Source organism: Streptomyces sp. SID486 (genome assembly GCF_009865385.1).
In the GTDB taxonomy this organism is placed as follows: Bacteria; Actinomycetota; Actinomycetes; order Streptomycetales; family Streptomycetaceae; genus Streptomyces.
This window is the reverse complement of record NZ_WWJT01000069.1, coordinates 1-1,533: the sequence shown is the minus strand read 5'-3', so window position 1 is coordinate 1,533 and position 1,533 is coordinate 1. Positions and strand designations below refer to the sequence as shown.

Annotated in this window: 2 protein-coding genes; both read left to right on the top strand. The window is 68.8% G+C overall.

All coding sequences use genetic code 11. The features are described 5' to 3' along the window. A partial coding sequence (gene pgi / locus GT045_RS03255; protein ID WP_161333237.1) for a glucose-6-phosphate isomerase occupies positions 1 to 1,242 on the top strand: 1,242 nt, incomplete at its 5' end. 2 nt (positions 1,243 to 1,244) lie between these two features. Beyond that, on the top strand, positions 1,245 to 1,533 hold a 289-nt coding region (locus GT045_RS03250; RefSeq protein WP_161333236.1), incomplete at its 3' end, for an NAD(P)-binding domain-containing protein.

The following is a 1,533-nucleotide window of genomic DNA, read 5'->3' as shown; positions in this document are numbered from 1 at the left end:
GAGTGGACCGGTCACACCGGCAAGCGCATCAGGAACGTCGTCAACATCGGCATCGGCGGCTCCGACCTGGGGCCCGCGATGGCCTACGAGGTGCTGCGCAGCTTCACCGACCGCGACCTCACGGTCCGCTTCGTCTCCAACGTGGACGGCGCCGACCTGCACGAGGCCACCCGGGACCTGGACCCGGCCGAGACGCTGTTCATCATCGCCTCCAAGACGTTCACCACCGTCGAGACCATCACCAACGCCACCTCCGCGCGCACGTGGCTGCTGGCCGCGCTCGACGACCCGGCGGCGGTGGCCAGGCACTTCGTGGCGCTGTCCACGAACGCCGAGAAGGTCGCCGGGTTCGGCATCGACCCGGACAACATGTTCGAGTTCTGGGACTGGGTCGGCGGCCGGTACTCGTACGACTCGGCGATCGGCCTGTCCCTGATGATCGCCATCGGTCCGGACCGCTTCCGCGAGATGCTCGACGGCTTCCGGCTGGTCGACGACCACTTCCGCACCGCCCCCGCCGAGGCCAACGCCCCGCTGCTGCTGGGCCTGCTGGGCATCTGGTACGGCAACTTCCACGACGCCCAGTCGCACGCCGTGCTGCCGTACAGCCACTACCTCTCCCGGTTCACCGCCTACCTCCAGCAGCTGGACATGGAGTCCAACGGCAAGTCGGTGCAGCGCAACGGCGATCCGGTCGAGTGGCAGACCGGTCCGGTGGTGTGGGGCACGCCCGGCACCAACGGCCAGCACGCCTACTACCAGTTGATCCACCAGGGCACCAAGCTGATCCCGGCGGACTTCATCGGCTTCGCCGAGCCGGTGGCCGAGCTGAGCGGGGAACTCAAGGCCCAGCACGACCTGCTGATGGCCAACTTCTTCGCCCAGACCCAGGCGCTCGCCTTCGGCAAGACCGCCGACGAGGTCCGCGCGGAGGGCGTCCCGGAGGAACTGGTGGCGCACAAGACCTTCCAGGGCGACCGGCCCACCACGACGATCCTGGCCCGCGAGCTGACCCCGTCCGTGCTCGGCCAGCTGGTCGCCCTCTACGAGCACAAGGTGTTCGTGCAGGGCGCGGTGTGGAACATCGACTCCTTCGACCAGTGGGGCGTGGAGCTGGGCAAGGTCCTCGCCAAGCGGGTGGAGCCCGCCCTCACCGAGGGCGCGGACGTCCCCGGTCTGGACCCGTCCACCACGGCCCTCGTCGCCGCCTACCGCACTCTCAAGAACGCATCGGAGAACTGATCATGCAGCTCGGTCTCATCGGTCTCGGCAAGATGGGCGGGAACATGCGCGAGCGGATCCGCCGCGCCGGCCACACCGTCATCGGCTACGACCGCAACCCGGACGTCACGGACGTCAAGAGCCTCGCCGAACTGGTCGAGAAGCTGGACGCGCCGCGCACGGTGTGGGTGATGGTCCCGGCCGGCACCGCCACCCAGGGCGTCATCGACGAACTCAAGGACCTGCTGTCCGAGGGTGACACGGTGATCGACGGCGGCAACTCCCGCTGGACGGACGACGAGAAGCACGCCG